Raw genomic sequence first — 25,214 nt, 5'->3', positions numbered from 1 at the left:
CCGCTACCCCCGCCGGGCGTGCGCGAGGAGGATGGACGCCGCGCCGGGCACCGCGCACGCCGCCCGGTCCAGCAGCCGCAGCCCGCGCGGCACCCCGTGGAACGGCGCGCCGGTGATCCGCACGTCGCGGAATCCGGCGGCCGTGAGGTACGAGCGCAGGGCACGGGCCGTGAACAGCCGCAGATGGCCCACGACCTGCGAACCGGGCCGGCCGTGGATCCCGCGCAGGCTCACCTCGGAGAACACCGGCTGCACCCCCGCCAGCAGCAGGGCGCGGTTGTACCAGGCCGCGAGGTTCGGCGTCGAGAGCATCAGATGGCCTGCCGGCCGAAGGATCCGGCGCAGTTCGTCCAGCGCGTGGTCCGGGTCGACGAGATGCTCGATGACCTCACTGAACAGCACCGCGTCGGCGCAGCCGTCGGCGAACGGCAGCCCGTGGTCGAGCTCGCCGCGCACCACGTTCCCGATGTGCGGCCGGGCACGGCGCAGCGCGTCGTGAGACCAGTCGACGCCGACGAGCCGATGGCCGCCGAGGTACGGCGCCGCGGCCCGCGCCGCGCTGCCGTCGCCGCATCCCACGTCGACGACGAGCCGCCCGGTCGCCGGGCCGAGGGCGTCGGCCAGCAGCCGTGCCTGGCGTCTGCTGCGGGCGTCGCCGGAGGCGACGGGGACGGCGGGATCCTCGTAGAAGTCCCGCAGGGACGGTGAGCCGGTGCCGGTCACAGTGCCTCCGTCGACTTCAGATGGTGTGCGAACAGCTCGCGCAGCCGTACGCCGTCCTCGTCGCAGAGCAGCGAACGCGACCACCGCAGCACCAGATGGAGCCGGCCTCCCGTGGCGGCGGTGGTGACGGTGAGGCCGCGCGGCATCCTGGCCGGCGCGGAGAACCAGACGGCGACGGCCCGTCCGGCGTCGCCGAAGTCCAGCGGATACGGGATGCGGCCGATGTTGCTCAGCAGCGTCGTCGACGTCCACGGCGCGGCCAGCAGCCGCAGACCACGGGTGAGCCCGGCCCGCGCCGCGACCGGCAGTAGAGGAAGCGTCAACAGGGCGGCTCCGTGCCCCAGTTGAGGACGGGGTGCGGCTTTGAGGGCGCGGGTCCGCTCCGCGGTTCGGCGCAGCAGTCGCGCGAGGTCGAGGCCGTCGGTCTCGGCGGCCGTGAAGCCGACCTCGACCAGCCGGGTGCCGTTGCCGATGGGCATCTCGGGGCCACGGCTCCGGTCGTCCACGGGCATGGTGATGCGCAGCGGCCGGCGTGGGGCGTCATGGGCCCGGTTCCAGTCGGCGACCATGAGGGCGGTGGCCACCATCAGCTGGTCGTTGACCGTGTAGGGGGCTCCTGTCTCCCGCCGGGGCACGGGCAGTTCGGTGACGAGCATCGCGTTGCCAGGCACCGGTCCCGGGATGCCCGCCGCGACCCGCGCGGGTCTGCCCGGCAGGGCGGGGCCGCCCGCCCGGTGCGTCCGTCCGGGGGGCGCGGGCCGGGCCGGTGGGGGTGCGGCAGGGGCCGGCGTGCCGCTGTAGATCTCCGCGGCCGTGGCCGCCAGCCGCAGGCACGCGGGGCCGTCGAGGGCCGTGTGGTTGAGCGTGAACACCAGCACACAGCCGGGTCTGCCGGGTTCCTCGACGACCTCGAGCCGCAGCGGCGGCGAGGACGTCAGCGGCGGCGCCTCGGCGAGGGCGCGTTCCCGTGCCCGGACGAGGGCGCCGGCCGCGCGCGGCGGAAACGTCATCACCTCCGTGTCGGGCCCGCGCGTCAGCTCCCACTCGTAGCGCCGTGCGAGCGGGCCGCGGGCCCGCTCGCGCATCAGCGCACGCGGATAGCGGCACAGAGCCTGCCCGAACGCGGCGCGCAGCCGGTCCGGTTCGACGGCGCCGGGGAGATGGATCTCGATGTGGACCGTGTTGGGTTCCGTGTCCTGCGCGCAGTGCCGTGCGACCTCGTCGACGACGGGGAACGGCACCCGCGGCAGCTCCGGCACCGCCGCGTGGGGGGACACGGGGCGCTCGACCGTCGCCATCAGAGACTCCCTCCGGGATGCCGGCGCGGCGGTCCGCCGCTGCCGCCGGTCGGCGGCGCGGGCACGCCGGGCGGCCTTGGCGGACCCGGTTCCGGTGTGCCGGCACCGGGTGGACGGCCGTCAGGGCCCGGCGCGGCGGGCCCTCCGCCGGACCGGTGGGCGCCGGTGGGACCGCCACGTTCCCGCCCCACGCTCACCAGAGCGGCGAACAGGGCTGTGAGGGCGAGGAGTTGAGCCGCCGGCCCGTACGCGCCCCGGTCCGGCGACAGCCCGTCGCCGGCTCCCAGCGCGGCCACCGCGCCGGCTCCGGCCATCGCCGTGAACGCGAGCGGTACGAGGAACGCCGGCCGCAGCCACGCCAGAACCGCCAGCACGGGCACCACCACCGCCACGGGTCCGGCGACCACCACGGCCACCAGCGTCAGGGCGAAGGCGCCGAGCAGCGGCCCGGGCGCGGGAGGGGCCGCCGCAGGGTGCTCCGTAGCCCGGTCGCGCCGTCCGACGAGCGCGAGGCACACCAGCACGGCGAGCAGCAGCCCGGCGCCCGCCAGGCCGGCGCGGTACATCCACGACGGCTCGTACTCGAGCTTCACCGTGCCGCCCTGCCCGGCGGGTACCAGCCAGGCCTGCTGCCAGCCGTCGATCCTCAGGGGTGTCAGCTCCTCGCCGTCCAGCGTGGCCTTCCAGCCGGGGTTGTGGTTCTCGTGGAGCTGGAGGTACGAGGCGTCTCCCGGCCCGACCCGCACGGACCGGTGGTCGCCCGTGCCTTCCCGGACCTCCAGGGCGCGTTCGGTCCCGGCACCCGCGGCGGACGCCGGCGTGCCGGTCGTGAGCGTGACGCCGGTGACGGCGAGGGGGCCCGCGTCTCCGGCCTCGACCGTGTGGGTCCGCTCGTCGAGGTCCACCCGGCTCCCGTCCGTGCAGAGGGAGACCTCGACGGGCCGGCGCCCGGTCAGGTCTCCCACCCGTCCTTCGGCACGGGTCTCGAGGAACTGCCCGTCGACGGAGAGGACCGGCCCCTTGCCGCACGGCAGCTTGAACATCCGCTCCGGGTCCGGCTGCGGTGCGCGGAACTCCTTGAGGGCCGGGATGTGGATCTCGCTCAGGCCGACCGGAAGCTGCAACTGGTCGTCGGCGACCGGGTTGTGCAGGGTGAGCGGTGCGGTCCGCGAGACGGTGATGTCCATCCGGTCGGTGGTGATGGGCGGGAAGCGGGCCATGCCGTTCTCGTCCACCGCGGCGACGGCGGTCCCGTCGGGCGAGCTGATCTGCACCTGTTCCGGCCGGGTGGAGAGCCCGCCGGCCGCCGCGAAGACCATCTCGCCGACCGAGGTCTTCTTCGGCCAGGACAGATGGAGTACGGGACGTTCACCGGCGATCCAGGCCGTGGTGAGGTCGCCGTCAGTGAGGTTGCGGGGGCTGAGGTTGGTCCCCAGGGCCGCCGTCGAGTCGGCGCTCGCGACGATCTTGTCGCGCTGCCCGGTGAGGTCGAACAGCAGCTTGTCCAGCGCTTCGCCCGGCACGGGCAGCGCGGCGGCACGGACGGTGTACGGGCCGGAGCGGGACGCGGTGAACTGCCGGTGCAGCCCCACCTCGGCGGCCACGGCGGACAGTCCGCCCGGGTCGCTGCCGCGCTGGAGCGAGTAGACGACGGAGCCGCCGGTCTCCTTCGGTGCGTCCTCGGGAAGCTGGAGCATGCGCGTGACCTGGACGCCGGGCACGGAGATCTCGGCGAACCCGGCGCCGGTCAGTCCGGGACGGCCCTGCTGCGACTCCAGGACGGTGACCTTCAGCCAGGTCGCGGCGCCCGCAGGGGCGTCGACGTCCTGCGGGGAGCCGTCGGGGCGCAGCGTGCTCGTACGGCTGCCGAGGTCGGTCTCGACGCGGACGGCCGTCGGCGCGGCCCGGACGTTGCCGCTGGGCAGCGGGGTCAGCCGGAGCGTGGCCGGGACGTCGGTCGGGCCGTTGAAGTCGATCCTGATCCATTCCCCCGCCGGCGATCCGGGCGAGCCCTCCGCCCAGCCCGTACCGGGATTGCCGTCGAAGGCGTTGACCGGGTCGTACTGCGGCAGGTGGAAGAGCCAGGTCCCGGCGGACGACGCGGTCACCGACGCGGCGCCCCGCAGCACGGCGGTGGTCTGGTGCCCGGAGCCCGGCAGGGGCAGGATCTGCCGGGGCTCGGCGCCGGGGTCCTGCACCGCCTCGGGGGCGTTGCGTTCCTCGCGGGTGTAGGTGTGGGACGTGTTCGAGTTGACCAGTCCGAACCGGGTGTCGGCGCGGCGCATCCCGTCGCCCGCCGCGTACATCGACAGCCGGTCCACACCCGGAAGTTCATCGCCGGCGAGTACGGCCGGCCGGCCGTCGAGCCGCCCGCCGGCGGACAGCGGCAGCAGGGACTCGGGACCGCCGCTGACGACGGCCGCCGCCGACGCCGGGGTCAGCCGGGCCTTGCCGGGGCGTGCGGTGCCCGCCGGCGGTTCGTAGATCTCCACGGCCCGCTGCCGTGGGAACAGGCCCTCCACCTGGACCGGTGTGTCGTCGGCGATCCGTCCGCCGGTCAGCACCGGGCCGAAGCCCGCGACGCGCCGGTATCCGGAAGCCTCCAGGGTCCGTTTCACCGTGGTGGTCGGGACATGGCCCAGCTGGCGGGGGTCGAGGTCGTTGCGTACCACGACATGGTGCAGTCCGGCCCGGTGCAGAAAGGCGCTCAGGCCCGGTACCTCGCCGCCGGAGGTGAGCACCTGCTCGACGGCGTCCATCGCACGGCGGTTGCCCGGTGTGCCGAAGGGCACGTAGTCCCGCTGCGCCCATGGCGAGCGGGCGAGGACGTCGAGCGGCTGGTCGATGGGCGAGCCCCAGGTGTAGATGCCGTGCGCGGTCGCCGGCACGACGAGGGCCCGGTCCTGTGCCGCGTTGTCCGCCAGCCAGTCGGCGGTCGTCTCCCAGTACGCGGGCAGCCGCGGGAACGAACCGGGCTGGAGGACCGAGCCGTTGACGTACGGCCAGCACAGGCCCGGCAGTACGAGCAGGGCCGCCGCCGGGACGAGCCGGCGCCCGCGGACCCGCGCGGAGAGGGAGACGACGGCGGTCAGGTGCATGAAGCCCAGCGCCAGGGCAAGGGCGGCTCCCGTCTGGAACTTGTAGATGTTGCGGAACGGCACCAGCGGGCCGTTCAGCCAGTCCTGCACGGCCCCGTGGAAGGGGCCGCCGAGCGCCCCGCCGTACCCGGCCAGCGTGACGAGGCCGACGGTCAGCACGGTCACCACCAGCCAGCGGCGTTCGGGCAGGTCACGCCTGGCGAGACCGGCGAGCCCCAGTGCCGCGGCGAGCGCCGAGCACAGGACGGCCACGGACGAGGTGGCGACGGTCCAGCCGGCCGGGAGCCACGCCTCGCCGAAGTTGAGATAGCCGACCCAGTTGCCCGCGCCGCGCAGCACCTCGGTCGCCGACATCGTGGCGGTGGTGGTCTGCGAGGACTCCACGTACGGCATGAAGTTCTCGCCGTACGTGCCGAGGAGCAGCAGTGGAACGATCCACCAGGCGGTCGCGAGGACCACGAAGGGGGTCCACCAGGCGATGAGCGCCCGCTTGCGCGGCCCGCCGGGCCGGCACAGCAGGTAGAGCCCGACGGGCAGCAGCGACGCCAGTGTCGACGCGGCGTTCACACCGCCCATGAGCGGGATCAGCAACGCGGAGCGGGCGGCGGCGATCCGCGGCGGGGTGTGCGGGTTCGTCAGCGGCAGCAGCACCCACGGCAGCATCGCGCCGGGCAGCGCGGCCGCCGAGGTCGAGCCGACGACGATCGTGTACGTGGGCCACAGGGCGTAGACGGCCGCGCCGAGGAGCCTGCTGCCCGGCGATCCGGCCCCCAGCCGTTCGGCCAGTCGCAGCGCGCCCCAGAAGGCCGTCGTCACCACGATCGAGAGCCAAAGCCGCTCCGCGAGCCAGACGGGCAGCTGGAGCAGATCGGCCAGGGCGTGGAACGGCAGCATGGGGACGACGTAGCCGACGTACTGGTCGGCGATGCCGCCGAAACCGGACCGGTCGTGCCACAGCCCGCTCAGGTCGCTGAGGAACTGCCACGGGTCCGCGACGACGCCGAGCTTCGTCTCGAACGTCATGCGGCCCGGCGACACCGCCAGGAAGGCCACGAACACCGCTGCCCAGAAGCCCAGCAGCCACCGGCGCGACCGGGGCCCCGGCGGCCGGTCGGATGGCGGACCCCCGGCCGCGGGACGGGCGGGCGGTCGTGTGTGGACAGCGCTGGTCATGAACACCGCCGGAGAATGAGGAGGAGGTTCCAGGTGGCGAACTCACGCAGGCCCGGCACGCGCGGGACGAGCTCCGGCAGGACCGGCCAGTACCGCGAGCGCGCGCAGACGAGGTCCACATCGCCGCGGCCCCTGACATGGCGCAGTGTCGAGCCGACACCGATCTCGAAGAGGTTCTCGCCGAGCCGGTGCTTCGCGGCGCGTCCGCTGCGGCGCTCGTACCGGGCACGGGCCCGCTCGGCGCCCAGATAGTGCCAGGGCGCCCACTCGTGACCGCCCCAGGGCGAGAGCCAGTTGGTGAACGAGACGTAGACAAGGCCGCCGGGGCGGGTGACCCGGACCATCTCGCTCAGGAAGGTCCGCGGGTCGGCGACGTGTTCCAGCACGTTCGACGAGAAACAGACGTCGGCCGCGCCCTCGGCGAGGGGAAGGAGGTATCCGTCGGCGACGACCGTTCCCTCGGAGGGCTCGGCCGCCAGTTCGGCGGCGTCCGGCTCGAAGAGGTAGCCGTGGGCGCCGCGCCGTCTGAACTCGCGGGTGAAGTGACCGCTGCCGCCGCCCACGTCGACGACGACCCGGCCGTCCAGCTTCACATGGCGCTCCACCTGGTCGGCCGCGTCGCGGGCGAGCAGCCCGTAGGCGGAGTCAGGGTCGGCCTGTTCGCGCAGGAACGCCCGGAAGAGGGTGAGGGAACGCCGAAACGAAGGATCCTTCACGTCCGCGCGCCGTTCGTGACGGCGGGCGCCCCGCCCTGCGGGGCAGGTGAGCGGTGTACCGCTTCCGCGGCCACGGCCTCGAACTGCCGCACCGTGCTGCTCCAGCGGAACGCGGCGGCCCGTTCGGCGGCGGCCTTCCCCATGTCCTCGCGCCGGTCGCAGTCGAGCGCCAGTGTGCACCAGGCCGCGGCGAACGACGACTCGCCCCGGCACAGCAGGCCCGTGACGCCGTCCTGGACGGAATCACGCAGGCCGGGTACGTCGAAGCCCAGCGTGGGCGTGCCGCGTGCGCCCGCCTCCGTCACCACGAGACCCCAGCCCTCGACGGCCGCGGGATGCAGCAGCAGCCACGACTCGCAGAGCAGGCGGTGCTTCTCCTCCTCCGGCACGTGGCCGGTGAACTCGACGCCCTCACCGGCGAGTCGCTCCAGACGGGCCCGCTCGGGTCCGTCGCCGACGATGACGAGTCGGCCGCCGGTGACCGGCCGGACCCGTTCCCACAGGTGCAGCAGCAGATCGATGCGCTTGTAGTCGACCAGCCGGCCGAGCGCCAGGAACATCGGCGTACGCGAGCGGGGGCTGCGCGCGGCCGGTTCGTCGACGCCGTTGTGCACCACGCGGATCTGCCGGTCGGGCACGCCGATCGCGCGCAGGGCGCCGGCCGTGGACGGGGAGACGGCCACCATGAGGTTGCCGCGGTGCGCGCGGGCGAGCGCCCAGTGCTCGAGCAGCCGGCCGGCTCGGGCGACGGGTGGCGGGAAGCGCATGTCCCAGAGCTCGGTGTGGACGTGGTTGACCAGGCAGACGGTGGGACCGCGGTGCCAGAGGGGGCTCAGGTAGGGCATGCCGTTGCAGACCTCGACCAGCAGGTCGCACTCGCCGACCTGCCGGGCGAACGCGGACCGTGCGCCGGCGTAGTGCCCGAGCGTGCCGCCGGCGGACACCACCCGGTACGACCGGTGCACGGCGGGTCCGCCGCACAGCAGGGTGATCCGGTGGCCGCGCGCGGTGAGGCCCTGCGCGAGCTGGTCGACGAGCAGTTCGGAGCCGCCCGCGGCGGCGTTGCCGAGGTCGCGATGGGCGAGGAACACGATGTGCCGGGGGCTCTCGGACAACTCCGGCAGCACTGGCCGGCGGTGGTGCGCGTGGGCCGGCGGCTGCTGCGGTGCCTCGAGCAGTGGGGGAGGTACGTGCTGGGGCATGGGTGCTCCAACTCGTTTCAGGGTGCGGAGGGGAAAGGGGGATGGCGGTGCCGGGTCGGGGAGGGTGGGGGGTGACCGGGGGGCCGTGCTGTGGTGGGGACAGCCAGTTTTGGATACGCCGTCGGCGTGCGGCTACTCACCGGTATGACAACTTCTGCCGCTCTCAGGCGTGCGGACTCGTCATCAGGTGAGCATTCGCGCGGTCCGGAGCCGGACGGCGACCGCGTGCCACCAGCGCGGCGCCGATCGCCGTGAGCAAGGCGCCCAGCGCCGCCGCGCCCACCGGAGCGGTCGAGCCGATGAGGGCGAGCTTGCCGCTGTCGCGCGAGGCCAGCGCGACCTGCTGCCGCTGTGTCTCCGCGGTGAACTCGAGCCGCTCGCTCTCCAGCAGCACCACCGCGTCCTTGTCCGACCCCGGCGCGCGCAGCGTCTTACGGGGACCGATGGCGGCGTGCACGATCCGCCCGGTGCGTCGGTCCACGACCAGCTCGACGCCGCTGTTGGCGTACCACTCCTCGGCCAGCACCTGCGGGGCCCCGGCCCTGCCGACCAGCCGCCCCGGCACCTGGCGCACCCCGGTCCTGGTCGGCGGCACGCTGCCGGTGAACCGCAGCCCCTCGTACCCCTGGACCTTGGCCGTGCCGCTGTAGCGGAGCCTGATCACGCCGCCGAGCGTGCCGTCCCACCAGCGGTAGGAGCGCCTCTCGACGTCGAAGGGGAACTTCAGGTAGGCCTCGCCGTCGAAGGCGGGGGACTCGTCGCAGCAGTGCACCGGCTCGTTGGTGGCACGGTCGGTCACCCAGCGCTCCAGCGTCCACTGCAAGGAGTCGCGGGTGTCGGCCGCCGGCAGTGTGGCGTCGCTGTCGACGGACGTGGAGACGTCCCACACGGCGTTGCCGCTCTTCTCGCTGTCGGCCACGTCGCCCCGCACCTGGCGGGTCACCGTGATCCGCTGCCCGTGCACGGTTCTCACCTTGGAGGTGTCGAAGTAGCTGCCGGTGCCGGTGAACACGGTCGTGGTGTCGACGTCGACAGGTGTCCGCTTGGCCTGGGGTGCCACGTACCAGGCGAGAAGGGGAGCCAGCACGAGCAGGAACACTCCTGCCCCGAAGAGCAGAAGCGAGGTCGGTGAAGCAGTACGGCGCATCCGGCACTCCTGGATCGAAAGAATTCGCAGGGAGATGCACGGACCCGGGCCGGTCAGCCCTCAAGGGCTCAGAACAGTAGGCAGCCACTTGACGGAATGTCAATGTACTGTCAACACTGTGCGTTCAGCCGGTGGGGGCCGGCCGACGGGTGGGGATCGCCTCCAGCTAGGAGCTGACCCGACATGCGCAGACTTCTTGCCGCCGCCGTCACCGCAGTGTTGGCCACGGCGCTCGCCGTGGGCACGGCGCTGGGCATCGTGGCCGCGCTGCAGACCACCCCGGAACAGCCGAACACCCCACTGATCAGCTACGACACCGGCCGGCCCGCCCGATGACCCGTCCCGCGTGGAGCGAGGTGCCCAAGGCGCAGGTCGACCGTTTCTCCGCCATCGCCCTGGCCGGGGCACAAAAGCTGGCCGAGGAGATCCTCGGCGAGATACGGCGCGAGCACCCCCAGTTGAAGCTCGTCGGGGACGAGTCCGGCGAGCCGATGGCGCTCGTCGGCATCCGCCGGGCCATCGAAGGCTTCGTACACAATCTGGCGTCCGGGGCCGGGCGTCCCCGCGTACCGCCGGACGTCTTCCAGGAGTTCGGCCGCGGCGAGGGACGCGGCGGCCGCAGCCTCGACTCGCTCCAGGCCACCTACCGGCTCGGCGTCAGACTCGCCTGGCGGCGGTTCGCCGAGATAGGGCAGCAGGTCGACATCGCCGCGCCCGCCATGTACGAACTCGCCGAATCCGGCTTCGAGTACCTGGACGGCCTCGTGGAACAGTCGGTACGCGGCTACGCCGAGGCCGCGGCCCGCCGCGCGGGCGAACGGCTGCGCCTGCAACGCCAGTTGATCGACCTGCTGCTCGTGGAGCATCGCGGCGACCCGGCCGGGACCCTGGCCGAACGGGCGGCCCGGATCAGCTGGGAACTCCCGGCCACCGTCGCCGTCGGCGTCCTGGTGCGCCCCGCCAGGGAAGCCGTCGCACCGGCCGTCGAGCCCGGCATCCTCCTCGACATGGAGAGCGAGCAGCCGCGCATCGTCGTGCCGGAACCGTGCACCGCCGGCCGCTCTGAGACCCTGCGGCGCGCCACGGCCGGCTGGTCGGGCGCGATCGGCCCGCCGGTGCCGCTCGCGGCGGCCGCCAGATCGCTGCGCTGGGCGGAGACGGCGGTCCGTCTCATCGAGAGCGGACTGCTGCCGGACGGCGAGGTACTGCACTGCACGGAGCGCACGGAGGAACTGGTGTTACTGCCGTCGGGGGAGCTGATCGACGCGGCGGCCCACCGCTGCCTCGCGCCGCTGCGTGACGCGGCCCCCGCCCAGGCCCGCCGTCTGGCGGAGACCCTGCTCGCCTGGATGGAGACCGCGGGCGGGGCACCCGAGGTGGCGCACCGCCTCGGCATCCACCCTCAGACGGCCCGCTACCGGCTGCGGCAGATCCGCGAACTGTGGGGCGACGTGATCGACGACCCCGACCGCCGCTTCGAGATGCTCCTCGTGCTGCGCGCCCAACGGCTGCGCGGGCAACTGGGGGAGGGCGGCGCCTGAGCGGTGCGCCCTGCCGCCGTCACCCCTGGCGCGTGAACCACGCCTAGCGCGTCACGCCTCGCCCATGACCCACCCGTACGCGGCCTCCGCCGTGAACTCCCGCTGCCCGCCCTTGAACAGCAGGTCCGCCGCGAGGAACGCCGTGTCCTCGGCCGTGTCCTCGACGTACGGCACGGCGATGCACCGCATGCCCGCCGCGCGGGCGGCCGCCGCCCCCGGCGGCGCGTCCTCCACGACCACGCAGTCGCCCGGCGCCGCGGCCAGGCGACGCGCCGCCTCCAGGAAGACGTCGGGCTCCGGCTTGCCGCGCCCGACCTCCTCCGCGGAGACCGTCACGGCGATGTGCGTGGCGAGACCGGTGACGGCGAGCACGGCCTCGATGGCGGCCCGGGACGAGCCAGAGGCCACCGCCATCGGCACGCCCCGGGCCGACAGGCGCTCCACGAACGAGCGCATCTGCGGGAACACGTCCGTCGAGGCGCCCGCCAGCTCCAGGTAGGCGCGGTTCTTCGCGGCCAGCAGGTCGTCGAGCGGCGCGTCGATGGCGTACCGGGCGCGCAGGATCTCCAGCGTCTCGCGCGTGCCGATGCCGATGAACCGCGTGTGCTGCTCCCAGTCGAAATCGAGCACTCCGTGCGCCGCGAGGACCCGGCGCCCCGCTTCGAAGTAGTTCGGCTCGCTGTCCACGAGTGTGCCGTCGAGATCGAAGATGACCGAAGGGGTACGCGCAGTGCTCATGCCGTCCAGCATGCCAAGCGCCGGTTCAGCGCGGCGCACCGGCCGACCGGCCGACCGCCTCGACCAGCGGCAGCAGCCGGTAGGGCACCCGCTCGCGCAGGGCCATCTCGGTACGGGTCCGCACCACGCCGGGCAGATTGATCAGCCGCTGGATCACGTCCTCGAGATGCCCGTTGTCCCGTGCGGCGACCCGGGTCAGCAGGTCTCCGCCGCCCGTGATCGAGAACGCCTCGATGATCTCCGGCACGGCCGCCAGGGCGTCGCCCACCTCGTCCAGATGCCCCTGGGTGACCTCGATGTGCACGAAGGCCAGCACCGGATGCCCCAGCGCGCCGGGGGAGAGGTAGGGGCCCGTCCCGGTGATCACGCCGTCGCGCTCGAGGCGGTCGATCCTGGCCTGCAGCGTCCCGCGGGCGATGCCGAGGATGCGGGCGTACTCGCGCACGCTGGTGCGCGGCTGCTCGATCAGCAGCCGCAGGATGCGGGTGTCGAGCTCGTCCACCGCCATGGTCCGTCGGGCCCTTCCGCGGCGCGTTTTCCGGACCTCCACGGTACCAATGGCCCAGTCGGCCGGGCCGGGGCCCGGCCGGTGCGCCCGGCGTTCACCAGTCGAAGTCGTCCAGCAGCGTGCCGCCGGTCGGCACCTGCCCGTCGGTCAGCGACTGTTCCGTCCAGATCACCTTGCCGGTCGCCGTGTACCTCGTTCCCCACCGCGCGGACAGCTGGGCCACCAGGAACAGGCCGCGGCCGCCCTCGTCGGTGGTGGCCGCCCGCTTCAGGTGCGGCGAGGTGCTGCTGCCGTCGGACACCTCGCAGATGAGGGTCCGCTCGTACAGCAGCCGCACGCGGATCGGCTCGCTCCCGTACCGGATGGCGTTGGTGATCAGCTCGCTCAGCACCAGCTCGGTGGTGAATCCGGCCTCCTCGAGCCCCCACTCGTCCAGCTTCCGGCTGCACGCGCTGCGGACGGGCGCCACGGCCGCGGGGTCGCGCGGTACGTCCCAGGTCGCGATCCGGCTCCTGTCGATCAGCCGGGTGCGGGCCACCAGCAGGGCGATGTCGTCCCGCCGGGTCGCCGGCACCATGGCGTCGAACACGGCCTCGCAGGTCTCCTCGGGGGTCTCGTCCTGGCGGCCTGCCAGCGTCGTGCTCAGCGCGTGGAAACCGGCGTCCAGATCGCGGTGGCGATGCTCCACGAGACCGTCGGTGTACAGGACGAGGCGGCTCCCCTCGGGCAGCCGCACCTCCGCGGACTCGAACGGCAGGCCGCCCAGGCCCAGCGGCGGGGACACGGGCAGGCGCAGGAACTCCACGCTGCCGTCCGGGCGTACGAGGGCCGGCGGCAGATGCCCGGCCGTCGCCAGCGTGCACAGGCCGGAGACCGGGTCGTAGATCGCGTAGAGGCAGGTGGCGCCGGTGATCCCCTCAGTGCCCCCGCCCGGCTCGTCCTGGTCGATACGGCCGACCAATTCGTCGAGACGGGCGAGGAGTTCGTCCGGCGGCAGGTCGAGGGTGGAGAAGTTGTGGACCGCGGTGCGCAGCCGGCCCATCGTCGCCGCGGCGTGCAGTCCGTGGCCCACCACGTCCCCGACGACGAGAGCGACCCGTGCCCCCGGCAGCGGGATGACGTCGAACCAGTCGCCGCCGACCCGGGCCTGCGCCGGCAGGTACCGGTAGGCGATGTCGACGGCGGTCTGACTGGGCAGGCCATGGGGCAGCAGACTGCGCTGGAGGGTTTCGGCCATCGTGTGCTCGCGCGTGAATCGGCGTGCGTTGTCGATGGCGACGGCGGCCCGTGTCGCCAGTTCCTCGGCGAAGGACAGATCCTCCTCGCCGAAGCGCTCCGCGCGCGCCGAGCGCCAGAAGTTGACCATCCCCAGCACCACGCCGCGGGCCTGAAGGGGAGCCGTGATCAGCGAGTGGACGCCGTACGCGAGGGCGTTGTCCGCCCCTTCCGGGTCCTGGGCGCGCCAGCCGTCCGCGACGGTCAGATCGGCCTCGAGCACCGCGTGCCCGCCCGACAGGGCCTCGGCCATCGGCGTGGCCGGGGAGAGGAAGCGGATCACGTCACCCACCGGCTGGAACGGGTGGTCCGCGCGGATGCCGGTCAGCGCGGCACGGCGCATCTCCGTGGGAGCACCCGACGGCTCGTCACCGTGCAGCACCGGATTCAGCAGCTCGACCGTGACGAAGTCCGCGAACCGCGGGACCGCCACACGGGACAACTCCTCCGCGGTCCGCACCACGTCCAGCGTGGTGCCGATCCGTCCGCCGGCGTCGTAGAGGATCTTCAGTCGCTGCCGGGCGGTCTCGGCCGTGCCGGACAGGGCCCGCAGTTCCGTGGTGTCCCGCAGGGTCGCCACATTGCCGGAGTGCCCGCCGTACGGAGCGGTGGGGCGGGTGCTCACCGCGAGCAGCCGGTCCCCGGCCGCGTGCACCTCGTCGGTCACGGCACGGTCGGAGGCCAGCAGAGCGGCGATGCCGCTGTCGAGGCCCAGGTCGGTGACGAGGCGTCCGTCCGCGTCCGGCGGCAGCTCGAGGAGCCTGCGGGCCTCGTCGTTGGCCAGCATCAGCCGCCCGTCGCCCCCGACGATCAGAACGCCTTCGCGCACCGCGTGCAGGACCGCGTCGTGGTGCTCGTACATCCGGGTCATCTCGGCGGGACCGATGCCGTGCGTCTGGCGTCTCAGCCGGCGGCTCACCAGGAGGGCGCTGCCCGTGGCCAGCGCCAGCGCACCGGCGGCGGAGAACAGGAGCATCGGGAGCTGCCGGTCCACCGCGTTGCCCACGTTCTCGATCTGGACGCCGGCCCCGACCAGGCCGATGACGGTGCCCTGAGAGTCGACGACGGGGACGACCGCCCGTGCCGCGTCGCTGGGAGCGCCTTCGTAGATCTCGGTGAAGGCCTGACCTGCGGCGGCCCGCTCGACGCCCAGGTTCCGCGCACCGATCAGGCGGGGGTCGGTGTCGGCGTACCGGGTGCCGTTCTTCGACATCACGGTGATGAAGTCGACCCCCGCCTCCCGGCTCGCGCCGTCGATGAGCGGCTGGAGCGCGGCAGTGGGGTCCGGCGACCTGAGCGCGGCCGCCGTTCCGGGAGCGTGGGCGAAGGCCGCCGCCGTCGCCAGGGAGCGGTTCTCCGCGTCCTGCTCGCTGTGGGTCCGTGCCTGGATCACCAGCGCGACCACCGCGGCGATGATCAGCAGCACGGCGACCACCATCTGCAGGAGGAGTACCTGCCCGGCGACGCTGCGCGCGCCCAGCAGGGACTCCCGCGGTCCCCACAGCGGGCGCCTCGATGTGTCGGGCCTGTGCCCGTTCATAGCGCTCCACTTCCCGGAGATGGGCGCCGACGCCGGGCTGACGCGCCGACGAGAGCCACTTACCGCACTCCGGACCGAGCGGTCGGCCCGGTCATGTCTCTTTTCTAACACTTGAGGCGCTTTCCGGGCGTCGCCGCACGGAGGCGGTAACTCTCAGCGCAACGTGGCCTCCCTTGTCATCGGGGGCTCGGCGGGCGTCCTGGGCGGCGGGCCGAGGAGCACCGCCCGGAGCACCTTCGGCGCGAACAGGGTGCTGAGCGGAGTGGTCAGCGTCAGCACGGAACGGAACGCCCGTCCGACGACCGGGTCCCCCGGGTAGCGGTGCTGGACGCGGGACAGGTACCAGTAGGCAGCCCGGTCGGCCGGCCTGGCGGCGACGGCGCTGCCCACCGCCCCGGGCATCTTCTTGTCCGCCCCCGCCGAGATGTCCCACGCCTGCCGTGACGCCTCCAGCAGCGCACGCTGGACCCGGCGTGTCGTCGGCGTACGGCGATGGTCGGCCAGCGCGTCGCGCAGTGCCACCGCGCTCATCGCGGCCACCGCCATGCCCTGCCCGTAGATGGGGTTGAACGTGCACAGCGCGTCGCCCGTGGCGAGGAAACCGGCGGGACGGCGGCCCGGCCGGTCGTAGCGGCGGCGCAGGTTCGACGTGCCGCGGAAGCCGAACGCCGGTGCCTCCGGCCGCGCCTCGCGCAGCCAGTCGTGAATGAAGGGGTGAGGGAGGCGGGCCGCGTACGCGGTGAAGCCCTCCTCGTCCGTGGGGGGTTCGTCACCCCGCAGGCCCGAAAGGGTCACCAGATAGCGGCCGTCCTCCAACGGCAGCACCCCGCCGCCGTGCACCTGCGACGGACCGGGCAGGACGTAGTAACCGAGCGACTGGGAACCGAGGTTGCCGTTCCCGTTGTGATAGACGCGGGAGGCGTACGCGAGGCCCGTGTCGATGGTCTCCTCCTGCGCCGGCTCCGCCCCGATCGCCGACAGCCACTGGGGGGCACGCGATGCCCGTCCCGAAGCGTCCACCACCAGGTGCGCCTCCAGCGGCCGCGGCTCCTGGCCGGCCCCCGCGCCGCGGTCGCGCACCAGGACGCCCCGTACGCGCGTGGGGGCACCGAGCAGGCCGACGGCCTCGGTCGAGGCGAGCACCCGGATCGAGGGCCGGGCGAGGACACGCCGGCGCACCAGATGCTCCACCTGCCCGCGCGAGCCGGTGTAGAGGTGCGTCGTGGCCTCCGTGCGGCTGAACCAATGGCCGCCCTGCCACTGGACCATGTCCGACGGCATACCGATCCGGGGCGCACCCGACGCCCTCAACTCGGCCATGAAACCGGGCAGCAGGTCCTCCAGCGCGAGCTGACCGCCCTCCAGGAGCACATGGGGGTGCCGTCCCTGCGGAACACCGGGGCGCGGTGCGGCGTCCTCGGGCAAGCGGTCCCGCTCGACGAGCGTCACCGTGTCGGCGTGATCCGCGAGCACATGCGCGGCCAGCAGCCCGGCGAGGCTCCCGCCGACGACGACAGCGTGCCGCCCGCCTGGGCCCCGCCGCCCCCAACTGCCGTTCCCCTGCGCGTCGTCCACCATGCGTATGCCTCTCGTGGTCAGCAAGCCGATCGAGCACCACCAGTATCCCGGTGGCCGCGCGCCGGCTCACCGCCCTCCGGCACCGCCCATGCGCAGGAACCAGTCCCGGGCCGCGTCCGCCGCCGCCTCCAAGGTCCCCGGTTCCTCGAAGAGATGGGTCGCGCCCGGGATCACATGGACCCGGTACTCGGCGGTCAGCTGCTCGGCGGCCTGCTCGTTCAGCTCGAGCACCTCGCGGTCCTCCCCGCCCACGATCAGCAGCACCGGAGCCCGCACCCGGCCGAGCGCCGTGCCCGCCAGGTCCGGGCGGCCGCCGCGGGACACCACGGCGCTCACCCGGTCCGCTCTGGCCGCTGCCGCGACGAGTGCGGCGGCGGCGCCCGTGCTCGCGCCGAAGAGACCCACCGGCAGGGACCCGGTGTCCGGCCGTTCCGTGAGCCGGTCGACGGCCGCCGTGACCCGCCGGCCGAGCAGCGGGATGTCGAAGCGCAGCTCGGCGGTCACCCGGTCCACGCGTTCCTCCTCCTCGCTGAGGAGGTCCATGAGCAGCGTGCCGAGGCCGGCCCGCTGCAGCGTCTCCGCCACCTGCCGGTTGCGCGGGCTGTGCCGCGAGCTGCCGCTCCCGTGGGCGAAGCACACGATGCCCGGAGCCGCCTCCGGCAGCACCAGATCACCCGTCAGGGTGACGTCGCCGGCGTCGATGGCGACCGTCTCCGTTGCCGTTGCCATGGGACCGCACCTCCTGTGCCTGTCGTCCGGTACGCCGGCCGCCCTTCTGCCGGTGCCGCCTCGGCCCGTGCTGCCGCCGCCGTCCGGAAGTCGGCGGGTACCCATGGACGGCGAAGACCCACTGGACGGCGAAGACCCGACGGCGGAAAGCGCGCGCGGGTGGGGGCGGGGCCGGCGCGAGCGGGGGCACTGCGGCGGGCGGGTGCGTGCCACGGAGGCAGCGGCGCGGCGGCCATGGCCGGGCGGGGTGGCGGGTGTGAGGGGCTGGGTGGGGCGCGCGAGGGCCGCGGGCGGGACGGTACCGGCGCTGTGCTCCGGGGTCCCTCGGTCGGGCAATGCCGGGTGCCGTGGGCCAATGGCCGGCTCCGCGGCCGACGACCGTGCGCTCTGCTGAGCCAATGGCACAGTCTGACACGGATGAGTTGAGCCAGCGGGCCGCCGGATGGTGTCATAGACGTGTCGATGGCGCTGCGGGAATCCGTGGCGCCTTTTTCATGCCCGAACGAAAAGGGGACGGTAAGCAGTGCTGAAGAGGATGTTCGTCGCCGCGGATCCCGGACGGCTGCGCCTGCGCAGCGCCGTCCGGGCCGTGCTCGGCGTCGGCCTGGCGGTCGCGGTCTGCGCTCTCGCCGGTCTCGCTCTGCCCGCGGTCGTCACCGGCGGGCTCTCCGCGCTCCTCGCCCTGTTCACCGTCACGGACCGCACGGTCCGCGGCCAGGCCGTCACCACCGCGCTGCTGCCCGCCGTCGGCCTTCCCGTACTGGCTCTCGCCGCCGGCCTGCACGATCACGCCGTGGCCCGCGACCTGGCCTTCCTCGCCGTGGCCGGCGTCGGTGTGTATGCCCGGCGCTGGGGTCCGCGCGGCCACGCGCTCGGCACCTTCGCCTTCATGACGTTCTTCGTGGCGCAGTTCCTGCACACCGCGCCCCGGCAGCTCCCCGAGGTGTACGCCGCCGTGATCCTGGCCGTACTGGCGGCCTCGGCCGTCCGCTTCGGGCTCTGGTGCTACGAGCGGCGGATGCCGCCGCCGGTCGTCCCGGCACTGCCCGGCGGCTCGGGGCTCGCCCGGATCACCACACGGCAGGCCGTCCAGGCGGTGGCGGGCGGGGCCTTCGCGCTGGTCGTCGGCCAGATCGTCTCCGGTGACCGCTGGTACTGGGCCGTCGGCGCCTCCTGGTGGGTGTTCGTCAACACCTCCTCGCGCGGGGAGACGCTGGTCCGCGGCTTCCGCCGGGTCCTCGGTACGTTCCTCGGGATCGGCGCCGGTGTTCTCGTCGCCGTCCCGCTGCACGGGGCGACCGTCCCCACGGCGGTACTCACCGCGGCGTGCGTCTTCGGCGTCTTCTACACCGCCGCCGTCTCGTACAGCTGGATGATGTTCGCCGTGACGGTCCTGGTCAGCCTGCTGTACGGGCTCCTCGGCTTCCTCGAGCCGGCGCTGCTCCTGCTCCGCCTCGCCGAGACGGCCGTGGGCGCGGCGGGCGCGATGCTCGCCGTGCTGTTCGTCCTTCCCGTCACCACGCACGCAACAACCCATGCCTGGATCGAGCAGGCCGTGCGCAGTGTGCACCGCTGCACCGCGGAGGCCGCCGCACGTCTGGCCGGCGCCGTGGACGCCGACCCGGGTCCGCACGTCACCGAGCTGGAAGGGCTGCTCGCCAGGGTCCGGCTGTCGCTCGCGCCGTTGACGCACCCCCTCTCGCCGCTTCGCGCCCGCAAGGCGCGTGCCCGCCGGGTGCTGGCGCTCCTCGACGACTGCGCCCGCGAGGTGCGGGGGCTGGCCGCGGTCGCGGCTGATCCCCAGGCCTCGCACGACGCCCGTCTCGCGGCGGCCTGCCGGCGCGTGGAGGCGGCGGTCCACGCCCTGGTGGCGCCGCCCTCCGCCCCTGCGGCCGTGGCGGCTGCTCCCGTACCCGGGCACCACCCGGGGGCCGAGGCCGCACTCGCGCACCTCCACGGCCTGGAGCGCGCGCTCGCGGAGTTGGCCGCTCCCGTACGCACGTCGCCGCGCGCGCCGCTCGTAGCGGCCTGAGCCGTTCCCCGCGACCGGTCGCGCACCGGTCACCCCGTCCGCCGGATTGGTCTGGACCAACCTGCTACCTTCGTGGCGGCAGCAGTGATCCGTGACGGACGGCCGGTGGGCCGAAGAGGGGCGGCACAGTGGCGGACAACAGCGCGGTACGGGCTTTCATCGGCTCTTACACCTCGTCGGGAGGGCGCGGCATCGTGGCCGCGACCGTGGACCCGGTGACCGGAGCACTCACCGGGACAGGAGTGAGCGACGCCCTCGCCGATCCCTCCTACCTGGCCGCCGTCACGACGCCGGCCGGCATCGTCCTCTACGCGGTCTCCGAGACGGCGGACGGGGCGGTGGCGGCCTTCGCGGCCACCGGCGGCGATCCGCGGCCCATCGGCCGTCGGGTGCCCGTGGGCGGCGAGTCCCCGACGCACATCGCGGTCTCGCAGGGGCACCTGATGACCGCCAACTACGGCTCCGGCAGCGTGAGCGTCCTGCCTGTCGGAACGGACGGCGCGCCCGGACCCCTCGGTGGCGTCATGCGGCACGAGGGGCACGGCCCCGTGGCCGAGCGCCAGAGCACGCCGCACGCCCACCAGGTACTGCCGGACCCGACCGGGCGCTGGGTGCTCAGCGTCGACCTCGGGACCGATTCCGTACGGATCTGCGCGCTCGACACCGCCGCGGACGCCCTCACGCCCCACCGCGAGACGCCGCTGCGGCCGGGGACCGGACCCCGCCACCTCGCCTTTCACCCTGACGGGCGGCACGCCTACGTACTCGGGGAGCTCGAGCCGACCGTCACCCTCTGCCGCTGGGACCCGGCCGCCGGCCTGCTGGAACCGGTCGGCGAGACGAGGGTGGTCCCTGACGGCACGACGGGCCCCGTCCACCCTTCCGCGCCGGTCGTCTCACGCGACGGCCGGCACCTGTGGGCCGCGGTCCGTGGGCACGACACCATCGCCGTGCTCGCGCTCGACGCGACGGGGGAGCGGGCGACGCTCGTCACGAACGTGCCGTGCGGCGGGCACTGGCCACGGGATCTGGCGCTGGACCCGACGGGCCGCCGACTCTACGTGGCGAACGAGCGCTCGGGCGACGTGACCTGGTTCACCGTCGACCCGGCCACCGGCATCCCGCACCGCGAAGGGTCGCTCGCCGTCCCGGCGGCGTCCTGCGTCGTCTTCGCCTGACCTTCCCGGCGGACGGTGTCCTGGGGGCGTACGGGCATGCGCCCTCAGCGCCGACCGGAGGGCCGCCACCGGGCTCGGGCGACGACCGGCACGACGGGCGCCCGCACGGCATCGAGGACCGCGGTGCCCTGACCGGCCGCCGTGCAGCCGGTGAGCAGCACCGCTCGTGCCGCGTGCCGGTCGGCCGGGCGCGCGGCACGCGATGCCGTTCATACGCGCAGGGCCCGGGCCGGGTGACTCATGTCGCCCGGCCCGGGCCCTGCGGTGTGATGCTCCTCGTCGGCCGCGACCGCCGCCCGGTGGCGTCAGTGGGACGGCGTCCCGGGCTGCGGCGCGATGCCCAGCGCGGTCGTGTACTGCGACAGCACCAGCTTGCCGATCGCCGGGTACGCGCCGAGCGCCTCGGCGGACGCGCAGCCCGCGTCCTTCGCGGCGGCGTCGAGCAGACCCTCGGGCAGCTCCGGACCCACCAGGTACGGGGCGAGGGCCAGCTGCACCGACCCGGAGCCACGCAGCTGCTCCGCGATCGCGGCGACAGAGCCCTCCTCGTCGAGCGCGGCGGCCATCACCGGCACGGCCAGGCGGGCGGCGAGCAGCATGCCGGTGATTCCCGCGGCCTGCACCGCTTCCTCGCCGCCCACGGTGGCCAGGATGATGCCGTCGGCGGCGGTGGCCACCGTGAACAGCCGGGCACGGTCGGCGCGCGCCAGCCCTGCCTCGGAGAGGCGTACGTGCACGGCCTCCGCCAGCAGCGGATGCGGGCCGAGGACGTCGGTCAGTTCCACGGCGGCGCGGCTGTCCATGACGGCCTGGCGGACGCGGCGCATCAGCGCGTTGTCCGGGCCCGCCAGCAGCGGCACCACGACCGCGGCGGGACCCTCGGGCGCCGCCACCTCACGGCCGGCGGCCTTGGCGATCTCGTAGCGCTCGGTACGCCGGGCGGCGGTGTGCGCGAGCACGTTCCGCAGCGCGGGGTACTCGCCGTCGTCACCGTCGAGGTAGCCGATGGCGACATCGAGGCCGGGTAGCTCGGACCGGGCGATGCTTATGACCTCTTCGGCCAGGCTGCGCGTGGTGGGCGACGGGACGCCGGGCACAGCGAGCACGAGGGCGGGCGCGCCCTCGGGAGCCGCCACGGGCTCCGGGCGACGGTGTCGCCCGGACTGGCGGGGTCGCGGCATTCGTACAGGCAGGCCGGGTGCAGGCCCAGTGGAGGAGCTCATGGCGCCGCATGCTACTGGTTTTGCCTGAGCGGCTGTTCGGGGAGGGGGCGGACGAGCGTCATCTGTCCCGGTTTATCCGGTGGGGTCGTCGTGCCCCTCCCACGACCCCACCGCACCTGGGACGTACAGCATGGTCGGATGCGCCGGAAGCCGCAGTTCACCCGCCGCGAGGGAAGCCGCGAGGCGCAGCGCCCCGAAGAGCGGGTCGCCGTCCGCCGGCACCTGGCGGGCGTGCGGCAACTGCCCGGCCAGCTCGGCGCGCAGCGGGCCGAGCAGCGGCTCCCCGAGCTTCAGCAGCCCGCCGGTCAGAGCGACCTCGCAGCCCTCCGGCACCTCGTCCGCCGGAGGGCACACGGCTGCGGCCGCCTCCGCGATGTGCCCCGCGGCCCGCTCGAGGATGCCTGCGGCCACCGGGTCGTGTCCGGCGCACCGGCCGACCTCGGGTGCGAAGGAGGCGAGCACCGCCGGCCGGTCCGTGCGGGGGTAGAGCATCCCCGGCAGCTCCGCGGCCGGGCCGAGCGTCGACTCCATCCGTTCCAGGAGCGGGGCCGAGCCGCCCCGCCGCCCGTCGTGGGCGCGCAGCGCCGCCTCGAGTCCCGCCCTTCCGATCCAGGCGCCGCTCCCGCAGTCGCCCAGCAGATGACCCCAGCCATCGGCACGTCGCCAGGAGGTCAGGTCGGTGCCGAGGGCGATCATCCCGGTGCCGGCGGCGACCACGGCCCCGGGCCTGCCGCCCAGCGCGCCCGCGTACGCGGTGACCGCGTCGGCGGCCAGACCCAGGTGCCGTACGCCGAGCTCGCGGTCCAGCGCGGCGGGCATTTCGGCCCGCAGCCGGCCGCCGAGTGTGGCCATCCCCGCCGCGCCGATCACCACGGCGGACAGCCGGCCGGCCCCGGCCTGCTCCATGAGCCGCCGCACCATGGGGACCAACTGCTCCCGCATGTGCCCGGCATCGATCCCCGCGCCGCCGGTGCGCACCGGCTCGCCGGAGAAGGCGGTCCGCGCCTGTTCCGGCTGCCCGGCCTCCGCGAGCGCCGCGCGCAGGCCGGAGCCGCCCGAATCCACACCCAGCACCCAGCTCACGACAGCCGCCGGCTGGAAGGACGGGCGCCTTGGCGCAGCAGAAGCTCGTTCACGCGACTCCAGGACGAAGAGGACCGGTAACGACGGCGGCAGCCTATCCGCAGGCGCATGTCGGGGCGTAGCGGCGGGGGTTGGGGCCGTCGCGGCGCGGGCGCCGGACCGGTGACGGAGTGCCGGCCGCTCAGCGCCACAGCGGCCGCGCAGACGGGCTGCGGTGGGACCGGGGCGCGGCCGGCGGGGAACAGGGTGGCGGCCGCCGGCGGGACGGGTCGCGGTCAGGGGGGAACAGGGTGGTGCGGCGGGCGTTGACGTGTCCGCCGTGCGAGCACTCCGCCACCGGTCGGAGGGCACTCCGTGGGCCGGTAGAGTGACGGGCCGTGGCAGCACGACCGTTGAGTGAACTTGTGGAGCCCGGATGGGCCGAGGCGCTGCGCCCCGTGGCCGGGCGCATCGCGACGATGGGTGACTTCCTGCGTGCCGAGATCGCGGCGGGCCGGACCTATCTGCCGGCAGGGCAGCACGTTCTGCGCGCCTTTCAGCAGCCCTTCGACGAGGTGCGGGTGTTGATAGTGGGTCAGGACCCGTACCCCACGCCGGGAATGGCGATCGGACACAGCTTCGCGGTCGCACCCGAGGTCCGTTCGCTGCCGGGGAGCCTGGAGAACATCTTCCGGGAGCTGCACACGGACCTGGGCGTGGACCGCCCGTCGAACGGCGACCTGACCCCGTGGACCCGTCAGGGTGTGCTGCTGCTCAACAGGGCGCTGACCACGGCCCCTCGAAAGCCCGGGGCGCATCGCGGCAAGGGCTGGGAGGAAGTGACCGAGCAGGCCATCAGGGCGCTCGCCGCCCGGGGCAAGCCGCTGGTGTCGGTGCTGTGGGGGCGGGACGCGCGCAATGCGCGCCCCCTCCTGGGCGACCTGCCGGCCATCGAGTCCGCGCACCCCTCGCCCATGTCGGCGGACCGGGGCTTCTTCGGCTCACGGCCCTTCAGCCGCACCAACGAACTCCTGCTCCGCCAGGGGGCCCAGCCGGTCGACTGGCGGCTCCCGTAAGGACGCGCTTCGCGGCCGCGGCTTCCTGACCGGCGACCGGCGGGTGCGGGACGTCGCCGCACGCTTCTCGTACGTCATGGTCCCGCGTGAATTGGTCCGCGCCTGGGGTGACGTCGCGGCCCGCGGCGCGGGGGAGGAGGTCCGCGCGCCGGTCTCGGCGCTACTGACGCTCCTCACCGGTCGCGCCGGGCACCTCCTCCCTCCGCCGCACCCCGGCGCCGGCGATCAAGCAGCCTCGGGACGGCCGTGAGCGAGCTGCGTCATTTCATGACGGCCGCCCGCACGCACAGAACGTCCGGGAGGTGCGAGGCGAGCAGCTGCCAGCTGTCGCCGTCGTCCGCGCTCGCGTACACCTCGCCGTTGCGGTTGCCGAAGTAGACGCCCGCCGGGTCGGCGTCGTCCGTGCACAGGGCGTCCCGGAGCACAGTGCCGAAGTGGTCGCCCTCGGGCAGGCCGGCCGACAGCGCCTCCCAGGTCTCTCCCGCGTCACGGGTGCGGTAGACGCGGCAGCGGCGCTCGGCGGGGACGCGGTCCGCGTCGGCGGTGATCGGGAACACGTACGCGGTGTTCGCGCGGTGAGGATGGGCCGCCATGGCGAAGCCGAAGTCGGACGGCAACCCCGTGCCGATGTCGGTCCACTTCGCCCCGGCGTCGTCGCTGCGGAACACGCCCCAGTGGTTCTGCAGATACAGGCGGTCGGGGTCTACGGCGTCCTGTGCGATCTTGTGCACGCACTGGCCGAACTCCGGGTTCGGGTCGGGCAGGAAGACAGCCGACACGCCCTGGTTCGACGGGGCCCAGCTCTCCCCGCCGTCACGGGAGCGGAACACACCGGCCGTGGACACGGCGACCGTCACGGCCAGCGGGTCCCTCGGGTCGGTGATCACGGTGTGGACGGCCTCGCCGCCGCCACCGGGCACCCACTGCGAACGCGTCGGGTGCTCCCACAGCGGCCGGACCAGCTCGAAGCTGTCGCCGCCGTTCTCCGAGCGGAAGAGCGCCGCGGGCTCGGTGCCCGCGTAGACCACGTCCGGGTCGGCGTCGGAGGCGGGGTGCAGCTGCCAGACACGCTCCAGCGACGCACCCGTGTCCTGGGGGAACTTGACCGCCGGCTTCTGCGGCTCGATCCAGGTCTTCCCCAGGTCGTCCGAGTGGAACACCGACGGGCCCCAGTGGGCGCTGTCGCCGCCGACCAGCAGCCGTGGGACGGCCCGGCGGGTGTCGATGCCGATCGAGTACACGGCCTGCGCGTTGAAGTGCGGGCCACTGAACTCCCAGGTCCCGCCGCTCCTGCGGCCGATGAAGAGCCCTTTGCGTGTGCCCACGGTGAGAAGAACATCGGTCATGACCTGCTACCTCCAGGACGCCTTTGTCTCG

Annotated in this window: 19 protein-coding genes; 5 read left to right on the top strand and 14 right to left on the bottom strand. The window is 74.0% G+C overall.

Translation table 11 applies throughout. The annotated features are described in order from the left end of the window. Positions 1–3: 3 nt before the first annotated feature. The 6 genes from ACTMTU_RS26005 to ACTMTU_RS25980 form a co-directional block, all read right to left on the bottom strand. On the bottom strand, positions 4–723 hold the full coding sequence (locus tag ACTMTU_RS26005) for a class I SAM-dependent methyltransferase (protein WP_441265869.1): 720 nt from the start codon (positions 721–723) through the stop codon (positions 4–6). Next, entirely contained in the window at positions 720–2,021 is a 1,302-nt protein-coding gene (locus ACTMTU_RS26000; RefSeq protein ID WP_441265868.1) for a condensation protein, read from the bottom strand. Before ACTMTU_RS26000 ends, ACTMTU_RS26005 begins: the two co-directional genes overlap by 4 nt. Next, on the bottom strand, positions 2,021–6,292 hold the full coding sequence (locus ACTMTU_RS25995; protein ID WP_441265867.1) for an alpha-(1->3)-arabinofuranosyltransferase domain-containing protein: 4,272 nt from the start codon (positions 6,290–6,292) through the stop codon (positions 2,021–2,023). The genes ACTMTU_RS26000 and ACTMTU_RS25995 overlap by 1 nt, the downstream gene beginning before the upstream one ends. Next, on the bottom strand, positions 6,289–7,008 hold the full coding sequence (locus tag ACTMTU_RS25990; RefSeq protein ID WP_441265866.1) for a class I SAM-dependent methyltransferase: 720 nt from the start codon (positions 7,006–7,008) through the stop codon (positions 6,289–6,291). The genes ACTMTU_RS25995 and ACTMTU_RS25990 overlap by 4 nt, the downstream gene beginning before the upstream one ends. Then, complete coding sequence (locus tag ACTMTU_RS25985; RefSeq protein ID WP_441265865.1) at positions 7,005–8,210, bottom strand: glycosyltransferase family 4 protein; 1,206 nt, start codon at positions 8,208–8,210, stop codon at positions 7,005–7,007. The genes ACTMTU_RS25990 and ACTMTU_RS25985 overlap by 4 nt, the downstream gene beginning before the upstream one ends. A gap of 163 nt (positions 8,211–8,373) precedes the next feature. After that, positions 8,374–9,357, bottom strand: coding sequence for a DUF3068 domain-containing protein (locus tag ACTMTU_RS25980; RefSeq protein ID WP_441265864.1), 984 nt, complete (start codon positions 9,355–9,357; stop codon positions 8,374–8,376). Between the two features lie 183 nt (positions 9,358–9,540). Between ACTMTU_RS25980 and ACTMTU_RS25975 the strand changes: the two genes are divergently transcribed. After that, positions 9,541–9,693: a hypothetical protein gene (locus tag ACTMTU_RS25975; protein WP_441265863.1), complete on the top strand. Its 153-nt coding sequence runs from the start codon at positions 9,541–9,543 to the stop codon at positions 9,691–9,693. Then, positions 9,690–10,898 carry a helix-turn-helix domain-containing protein gene (locus ACTMTU_RS25970; protein WP_441265862.1) on the top strand — a complete coding sequence of 403 codons (1,209 nt, stop codon included), beginning with the start codon at positions 9,690–9,692 and terminating at the stop codon, positions 10,896–10,898. The genes ACTMTU_RS25975 and ACTMTU_RS25970 overlap by 4 nt, the downstream gene beginning before the upstream one ends. 51 nt (positions 10,899–10,949) lie before the next feature. Here the strand turns inward: ACTMTU_RS25970 and ACTMTU_RS25965 are convergent, their stop codons facing one another. From ACTMTU_RS25965 to ACTMTU_RS25945, 5 genes are all read right to left on the bottom strand, one after another. Beyond that, positions 10,950–11,636, bottom strand: a complete 687-nt coding sequence (locus tag ACTMTU_RS25965) for an HAD family hydrolase (protein ID WP_441265861.1) — start codon at positions 11,634–11,636, stop codon at positions 10,950–10,952. Between the two features lie 25 nt (positions 11,637–11,661). Further along, positions 11,662–12,144 (bottom strand): Lrp/AsnC family transcriptional regulator, encoded by a 483-nt coding sequence (locus ACTMTU_RS25960; protein WP_441265860.1) that lies wholly within the window; start codon positions 12,142–12,144, stop codon positions 11,662–11,664. Between the two features lie 94 nt (positions 12,145–12,238). After that, a complete protein-coding gene (locus ACTMTU_RS25955; RefSeq protein WP_441265859.1) occupies positions 12,239–14,959 on the bottom strand; it encodes a SpoIIE family protein phosphatase in 2,721 nt (906 codons plus the stop codon). Between the two features lie 153 nt (positions 14,960–15,112). Next, positions 15,113–16,537, bottom strand: coding sequence for an FAD-dependent oxidoreductase (locus ACTMTU_RS25950; RefSeq protein ID WP_441265997.1), 1,425 nt, complete (start codon positions 16,535–16,537; stop codon positions 15,113–15,115). Positions 16,538–16,603: 66 nt separating this feature from the next. Then, positions 16,604–17,266, bottom strand: coding sequence for a dienelactone hydrolase family protein (locus ACTMTU_RS25945; protein WP_441265858.1), 663 nt, complete (start codon positions 17,264–17,266; stop codon positions 16,604–16,606). A 523-nt stretch (positions 17,267–17,789) separates the two neighbouring features. Here ACTMTU_RS25945 and ACTMTU_RS25940 point away from each other — a divergent pair. Next, a complete protein-coding gene (locus tag ACTMTU_RS25940; protein WP_441265857.1) occupies positions 17,790–19,298 on the top strand; it encodes an FUSC family protein in 1,509 nt (502 codons plus the stop codon). 128 nt (positions 19,299–19,426) lie between these two features. After that, positions 19,427–20,476 carry a lactonase family protein gene (locus tag ACTMTU_RS25935; protein WP_441265856.1) on the top strand — a complete coding sequence of 350 codons (1,050 nt, stop codon included), beginning with the start codon at positions 19,427–19,429 and terminating at the stop codon, positions 20,474–20,476. 305 nt (positions 20,477–20,781) lie between these two features. Here the strand turns inward: ACTMTU_RS25935 and ACTMTU_RS25930 are convergent, their stop codons facing one another. Both ACTMTU_RS25930 and ACTMTU_RS25925 read right to left on the bottom strand, forming a co-directional pair. Further along, complete coding sequence (locus ACTMTU_RS25930; RefSeq protein WP_441265855.1) at positions 20,782–21,699, bottom strand: sirohydrochlorin chelatase; 918 nt, start codon at positions 21,697–21,699, stop codon at positions 20,782–20,784. A 72-nt stretch (positions 21,700–21,771) separates the two neighbouring features. Beyond that, the gene (locus ACTMTU_RS25925) at positions 21,772–22,782 is read right to left on the bottom strand and encodes an N-acetylglucosamine kinase (RefSeq protein WP_441265854.1); all 1,011 of its coding nucleotides are present in this window, start codon (positions 22,780–22,782) and stop codon (positions 21,772–21,774) included. A 377-nt stretch (positions 22,783–23,159) separates the two neighbouring features. Here ACTMTU_RS25925 and ACTMTU_RS25920 point away from each other — a divergent pair, with 377 nt between their 5' ends. After that, a complete protein-coding gene (locus tag ACTMTU_RS25920) occupies positions 23,160–23,837 on the top strand; it encodes a uracil-DNA glycosylase (protein ID WP_441265853.1) in 678 nt (225 codons plus the stop codon). A gap of 260 nt (positions 23,838–24,097) precedes the next feature. On the opposite strand, the gene ACTMTU_RS25915 is transcribed toward ACTMTU_RS25920, so the two are convergent. Beyond that, positions 24,098–25,183, bottom strand: a complete 1,086-nt coding sequence (locus tag ACTMTU_RS25915; RefSeq protein WP_441265852.1) for a WD40/YVTN/BNR-like repeat-containing protein — start codon at positions 25,181–25,183, stop codon at positions 24,098–24,100. Positions 25,184–25,214 lie beyond the last annotated feature (31 nt).

The organism is Streptomyces sp. OZ13, from assembly GCF_052068155.1.
Taxonomy (GTDB): domain Bacteria; phylum Actinomycetota; class Actinomycetes; order Streptomycetales; family Streptomycetaceae; genus Streptomyces.
This window is presented reverse-complemented; position numbering and strand designations above follow the sequence as displayed.